Here is a 6,574-nt window from a genome sequence, read left to right as displayed (position 1 = left end):
CGGGCGAGCCGAGCGCGGCGAATGCGACGCCGAGCAGCGGCATCCCGATCCCCGCGGCCCGCGCGAGGAACTCGCGTGCGGCGAGCCCGATGCCGTCCGCCCGGTCGTCACCTGGTCCCGCGACATCGGCCCACACCCGCGTCGTCTCCTCGATGCCCTCCGCCGTGCGGGCGTGGTGCAGCGTTGCGATGACGGGATGGTCGTCCGACGTGACAGTGCCTGAAGTGACAGTGCCCGCAGTGACAGCGGCCCAGCGGCTGTCGAGCGGCATGCGGCGGCGCGTGCGCTCGGTGAGGTCGTCGCGGTCCCACGGGGCGACGAGCGGCTCGGTCGGGCCCCAGGCATCCGGCACGCGATCGGCGAACCGCTCGGAGGCGGCTTCGAGCACACCGCCGAGGCGCACGGGCCGGCTCACTCGGTGCCGTGTGGACACGGTCGCCACGACCTGCAGGCGCGTCGTCACTGCCGCGCGAGTGAAGGCGGCGTGCACGCCGTTGCGCGTCGGATGCGGCGGCAGCGCGAGCGCCGCGGCAGGCTCGTCGAGCGGCGCGCCGGTGCGGGCGTCGTAGCAGCCACCGTCTGCCGTGCGGATGACCCAGTGGCCCTGCACGGACGAGAGGGCCTCGGCGAGGGGCTGCGTCATCCGCGAGAACTCACCCGACACGACGATCGGCCGCTCGCCCGCGGTCGACACCCGGTGCAGGAAGTCACTCATGCCGACCGTGAGCGCGACGACATCGGCGCGGGTCTCGGTCGCGGCCCAGCCTTCGCCTCGGCCGTCCAGCAGCGGATGCGTGACGATCGGGGCGCTCACGCGGGTGCCTTCACGATGATGACGCGATCGCCCAGCTCGAGCGTCGCCTCCGCGGGCAAGGGGGTGCGCTGGAAGGGGAGAAGAGGATGCGGCACGCCCGCCGCCTGCAGGATCGTGCCGTTCGTGGAGCCGAGATCGGTGACCCACGCGAGTCGGCCGTCCCATTCGAGACGTGCGTGCGACTTCGAGAGCGTGCGGGAGAGGTCGACCCAGCGATGCAGCTGAGCGGGGGCATCCACCGGCGCGGCGGGGTTCCGACCAAGGACGAGGGGCGAATCGAGGGAGAAGGTCTGACCCGAGTCGAGCACGACGACGGGTGCGGATCGTGTCAGGCCGGGAAGTGCCGAGATGAGCGGCGCGGGCTCGGCGACCGGGAACTCGAACGCCGCGAGGGCGGGCGCAAACGGATCGCGGCCCCGGTGGACGTCGAACGTCCCGAGTCCGCCGCTGAAGAACGCGGGGAGCAGGGAGGCTCCGGCTGCGGCGCCCGTCGACCGGCGAACCGTGCGCGTGCTGGCGGCGATGCGGCCGAGCGAGCGCCCGGTGCGGGCGACGAGCCCGACGGCGACGCCGATCCATGCGACGGCGACGAGCACCACCACGACGCCGAGCCCCGAGTTGCCTCCCACGAAGAGGAAGCCCGCGGCGACCGCGAGGAGCAGGGGAACGCCGACATCGACAGCGAACGCCGCCACCCGCTGTCCGGCGTGGGCAGGAGCCGTGAGCACAAGCGGATCGACGTCGGCGGGTCGTGTCTGGTCCGGTGTCGTCATCGTTTCAGGTCCCCCTCACGGGAACCCCCCGAGTCTAGACGGACGCCCGGATGAGTCGGTCAGGCAGCCGGCAGTGGCCTCCCCTCAGCCTTCGGGCGTATCCACCGGTCAGTCCGAATGCTGCTGGGCGGCGGCTCGGGCCTCGGCACGCGTGCGCGGCGCCGCCGCGGGATGGGAATTCAGGATCCGGCCATCGTGCAGCTCGATGAGGCGGTCCGCCTGCGCGACGAGCTGCGGGTCGTGCGTCGCGACGATCACGGCGATGCCGCGGGTGTGGGCGAGGTCGACGAGGAGCGACATGATGGCCGCCGCCGTGCGCGAGTCGAGCTGACCCGTCGGCTCGTCGGCGATGAGGATCTGCGGCCGGGCGACGATCGCGCGAGCGATCCCGACGCGCTGCTGCTGGCCGCCGGAGAGCTCTGCAGGACGCTGGGGGGCCTGCGCCTCGAGCCCGACGTCGCGCAGCGCCTCGGCGACTCTGGAATCCCGCTCGGCCGGATCGAGGGCGGCGATCCGCAGCGGCACCTCGACATTCTCGGCGGCCGTGAGCACGCCGAGCAGTCCGAACGACTGGAACACGAACCCGAAGCGCTCCCGCCGCAGCGCTGCGAGCTGCTCGTCGTCGAGGGTGGCGGTGTCGACGTCCGCCACGAACACGCGGCCGCTCGTCGGCTCGTCGAGCGTTCCCAGCAGGTTGAGGAGGGTCGTCTTGCCGGCGCCGGAAGCGCCGCGCACGACGACGAGCTCACCGGCCCGCAGCTCGAGGTCGACATCGACGCACGCGTGCACATCGCCGCCCTTGGTCGCGAAGGTCCGGGTGAGGTGCTCGGCTCGCAGCACGACGCTCACGACGCGGCACCTTCGTCGGTCGTGGGCGCTGCGTCGGACGCTTCGTGTCCTGCGGCGACCGGATCGACGGATGCCGCACCCTCCGGCTTCGCGGCACTCTCCGCCGCCGCACCGCGGCCTGGCCAGACCCCGACGTGGTCGGGCTCGAGGGCGAGCCGCACTCGGTCGCGCAGGTCGAGCGCACGCACGAAGTCGTCAGGCAGCTGCAGCCGCCCGACCCGGTCGAGCACTGCGTACTCCTCGGCGACGTGATGCTCTGCGCCGGTCTCGTCCACGTGGGTCGAGCGCACGACTTCGGTGGCGGTGCGCCCGTCGCGGATCTGGACGGTGCGTCCGACGTGCTCCGAGACACTCGGGTCGTGGGTCACGATGAGCGTCGTGACGCCGAGCTCGCGGTTGACCGCACGCATCGCCTCGAGCACGTCGGCGGTGGACTCGTCGTCGAGCTCACCCGTCGGCTCGTCGGCGAGCAGCACCTGCGGTCGGTTCGCGAGGGCGATCGCGATCGCGACGCGCTGCTGCTCGCCGCCGGACAGCTCGGCGGGGCGCCGATCCGCGGCATGGGAGACGCCGAGAAGCTCGAGCACCTCGGCGATGCGGGAGCGCCGCGCCGCGCGTCCGCGCACCACGCCCGCGACCGAGAGTGCGGCCGCGACGTTCTCGGCCGAGGTCAGGTACGGCAGCAGGTTGCGCGAAGTCTGCTGCCAGACGAACCCCACGACCCGTCGACGGAAGTCGACCCTGCCCTGCTCGGTCATCGTGAGCAGGTCTCGGCCAGCGACCCGCACGGTGCCGGCGGTGGGCACGTCGATGCTCGACAGGATCGAGAGGAGCGTCGACTTGCCCGATCCCGACGCCCCGACGAGCGCCACGATCTCGCCGTCGTCGACGCGGAGGTTGAGGCCCTGCAGCGCCTGCACCTCGATGCCCTTCGCGGTGTAGATGCGCACGAGGTCGGCGCAGAGGATCGCGGGCTCGGATGCCGCGCCCAGCCGGGCGGGGTGTGTCTCGGTGACGACCGACATGGTGTCATCCTTCCTGACTGTCGCGCAGTACGGCGCTTGCGCGTACTCGGCGGGCGACGCCGACGGCCACCGCGGCCGCGCAGCCGGCCATCGCGACGAATCCGGCGAGGGCGGCAACGAGCAGCAGTGGGTCGAGGTGATAGCTCGGGGTGGCTCCGGCGAAGACCCCGAAGTCGACGGTTGCGAGGAGGAGAGCGGGCACGCTCAGTCCGACCACGAGGCCGAAGAGGAGTGCCGCCGCGAGCGAGGGCCACAGATCCCACCAGGCGAGGCCACGACCCACCCCGGCCGGGGTGCCGATCGCGCGCAGGAGGGCCATCGTGCGCTCCCGCGAGGCCGCGCTCAGCACGAGCGAGAGCACCACCGCGATGGCGGCGAACAGGGCGGTCGCGGCGGTCGCGATGAGGAACGCCGTCGTGATCGCGGCTGTCCCCGTGCCGCGCTGGAGTTTCTCGCGCACGGCGTCCGCGGTGAGGATCGTGGCGTCCGGTCCGACGATGTCGCGCACGGCGGCCTGCACCTGCGCGGCATCCGCTCCCGTCTCGAGGTCGATGAGCGCGTTCTGCGCGGACGGGGCAGTGTCGGTGATGTCCGGGGCGCGGGCCGCGTCGATCACGGCGAAGTCGCCCGTGATCCCCTCGGGCGCCCGAGCTGCGGACACCCCGACCATGGTCGCGGGCGCGCCGCCGATCGCGGCATCCGTCGCCTCTCCCAGCTGATCGGCGACGGCGGCCGCCGCGACGAACGGCACCGCGCTGCCGGGCGCGGTGAGGTCGGCTCCCGCGGACACGAGCGGATAGCCGGCATCCTGAACGGCGCCGAGCGTCTGCGGGTCGACGGTCAGGAGCGTCACGAGCACGTGACCGGCATCCGTCTCGATCGTGATGCGCGTGAGCGATCCGATGCCGGCGACCCCGGCGACGCCCGGCAGCTGAGCCATTTCGGCGAGTGTGTCGGGGCCGAGGTCGGCCCGCGCGACCTGCATGTCGGCGCCGACGGATGCCCGCGCCGACGCATCGATCTGGTGGGCGATCGATCCGAGCAGCACGGCCGAGGTCACGGCGGACGAGATGCCGATCACGAGCGCGAGGACGGGCGCGACGCTCGCCGACCGCTCGCGCAGGGCTCGCGCGGCGCCGAGGAATCCGGTGAGACCCGCGGCGGCGCGCCGACGGCGCAGGATCGCGCGCAGGGGGAGCGGATAGAGGCGGAGCGCCGTCATGCCGCCGACGAGCGCCGCGAGCAGCGGCACGGCGAGGACGACCCCTGACGTGGCCGCCCCGGCCGTGCCGACCCGCTCGCCCCGGAGCGCGCCGCTCACGAGGGCGCCGATCGCGAGAACCGTGAGGGCGACGACGACGCCCTCGACGGCGAGCCGCCATCGGCGTGCGGCCGGGGTCGGCTCGTGGGACAGCTCTTCGCGCAGTCGAGGACCCGGCGGGGTGAGCAGGGCCAGGATCGCGGGGGCGAGCGCGGCGACGGCGAACGGTGCGGCGATCGAGAGCGGCGGCACCGGCAGCCCGAGCCCGACGACCAGGGCGACGCCGATGGCCGCTGTGCCCAGCGCCGGCACGCTGCCGTACCAGACGCCGTGCCAGGCCTGCAGTGCGCGCAGGCGACCGGGCGAGGCGCCGCGTGCGGACAGCAGAGCGAGCTCCGCTCGACGGCTGCGGGCGATCACCCGGCACGCGGCGATGATCAGGGCGATGGCCGCACCCACCGGGCCGGAGGCGGTGATCGCGAACACCGCCGACATCGCCGATTGCGTCGCGAGTGCCGCCTCGAGGGTGTCGATCGTCGACGTCGAGAAGGTCATGATCTCGATAGAGCCGGGTGGAGCGTCCTCGTTCGCGACACGAACGGGGTTCGCGGTGAACGCGCGGAGCTGCGCCACGACTGTCTCGGCATCCGACGCCGACAGCTCGGCCGGATCGAGCGGGTACCAGGCCTGCGTCGTGCCGCGCCCGAACAGCTTCACGAGCTCGAGCGCCTCCGGCGCGAGCACCGCAGCGCCCGTCGTGTACTGCTCGAGGTCGATGTAGCGGATGTGCGGGGTGAGCGCGGAGGGGACGTGGTACCAGTAGTCGTCCGAGCCCGGCGCGGCATCGAACGTGCCTGAGAGCCGCAGCGTGAGCCGAATCTCCGGCACGACCGTGAGGATCTCGCGCTCCTCGCCGATCGACCACGCGAATTCTTTCGCCGTGTCGGTCGACAGCGCGATCTCGATGGGCGACACGAGCAGTCGTCCCGTCTCGTCGATCGACCACTCCGGGGGCGCCGGCCACGCACCGGCGCTCAGGACGGCGTGATCGACGATGCGCGGGTCGAGGAGATAGGTCGCCGACTGCGTGCGGCGGCCCACGAGGCCGTACTCCGGGGTGCGCACGACGTACTCAGCCGGTCCGAGAAGCGGCGCGAGCGGCGGCTCCTGCGCCGCCCGCGCTGACTCGAGGCCGCCGTCGAACACGCCCCACTGCTCGGCCACGGCGGGAGGCAGTCCGGTCGCGTCGTCCTCGGCCGGAGCGACCTGGGGCAGCCCCACGGCGCTCGACTGCAGATCGCGCGAGCCCGGTGCGAGCTGGTCTACCGCCTCCTGCGCAACGCGGTCGCTCAGGGTGCGCAGTGCTGCCGGCACCGCGACGGCGGCACCGGACAGGATGATCGCGAGCCCCGCGACCAGGAGCGCCGCGCCCGGCCGGCGGCGCAGCATGCGCGCCGTCAGCGCTGACGACCGCACCCGGGCGCTCATCCCGCCTCCGCAAGTCGCCCGGCCAGCGCCTGCCGGCGGATCACTGCCGCGACGCTCACGACTGCGGCGACGGTCGCCACGGCGATCATGACGACGACGATCGCGAACGGGACGGGTTCGAACTCGAGGGCATCCGCGAGCACGGCGGGCACGCCCGGTACGGCGGCGCGGGTGAGCGCGGGCACCGCTATGAGGGCGAGCGGGATGCCGAGCACCGCCCCCGCGACGACGGCTCCGGTGGCGACCAGGGCGTGCTCCGCGGCGCGCCAGCGAGCCTGGCGCTTCGCGGTGACACCCAGCGCGCCCAGGACGAAGACGTCGCCCGCCCGCGCCCGCGCGAGTCCCAGGGCCCCCGCGACCAGTG

At 73.4% G+C, this 6,574-nt stretch carries 6 protein-coding genes; all 6 read right to left on the bottom strand.

The window, feature by feature from the left end; genetic code table 11:
- Positions 1-814: DUF6177 family protein (locus AC1DVT_RS16855; RefSeq protein WP_477390163.1), on the bottom strand; the 814-nt coding region annotated here is incomplete at its 3' end.
- Positions 811-1,587, bottom strand: a complete 777-nt coding sequence (locus tag AC1DVT_RS16850; protein WP_477390161.1) for an FHA domain-containing protein — start codon at positions 1,585-1,587, stop codon at positions 811-813. The genes AC1DVT_RS16850 and AC1DVT_RS16855, both read right to left, overlap by 4 nt.
- A gap of 108 nt (positions 1,588-1,695) precedes the next feature.
- The gene (locus AC1DVT_RS16845) at positions 1,696-2,436 is read right to left on the bottom strand and encodes an ABC transporter ATP-binding protein (RefSeq protein ID WP_477390159.1); all 741 of its coding nucleotides are present in this window, start codon (positions 2,434-2,436) and stop codon (positions 1,696-1,698) included.
- A complete protein-coding gene (locus AC1DVT_RS16840; protein ID WP_477390157.1) occupies positions 2,433-3,461 on the bottom strand; it encodes an ABC transporter ATP-binding protein in 1,029 nt (342 codons plus the stop codon). The genes AC1DVT_RS16845 and AC1DVT_RS16840 overlap by 4 nt, the downstream gene beginning before the upstream one ends.
- Positions 3,462-3,465: 4 nt before the next feature.
- The gene (locus AC1DVT_RS16835) at positions 3,466-6,210 is read right to left on the bottom strand and encodes a hypothetical protein (RefSeq protein ID WP_477390155.1); all 2,745 of its coding nucleotides are present in this window, start codon (positions 6,208-6,210) and stop codon (positions 3,466-3,468) included.
- On the bottom strand, positions 6,207-6,574 hold a 368-nt coding region (locus AC1DVT_RS16830; protein WP_477390153.1), incomplete at its 5' end, for a hypothetical protein. The genes AC1DVT_RS16830 and AC1DVT_RS16835, both read right to left, overlap by 4 nt.

The organism is Microbacterium sp. P2_F9 (genome assembly GCF_056403635.1).
Note: the sequence above shows the minus strand (reverse complement) of the source record. Positions and strands in the feature narration are given on the sequence as shown.

What these genes read in the sequence shown, in the direction of transcription:
- AC1DVT_RS16850 (WP_477390161.1), bottom strand. Translation starts at nt 1,587, where the DNA reads ATGACGACACCGGACCAGACACGACCCGCCGACGTCGATCCGCTTGTG.
- AC1DVT_RS16840 (WP_477390157.1), bottom strand. Translation starts at nt 3,461, where the DNA reads ATGTCGGTCGTCACCGAGACACACCCCGCCCGGCTGGGCGCGGCATCC.
- AC1DVT_RS16835 (WP_477390155.1), bottom strand. Translation starts at nt 6,210, where the DNA reads ATGAGCGCCCGGGTGCGGTCGTCAGCGCTGACGGCGCGCATGCTGCGC.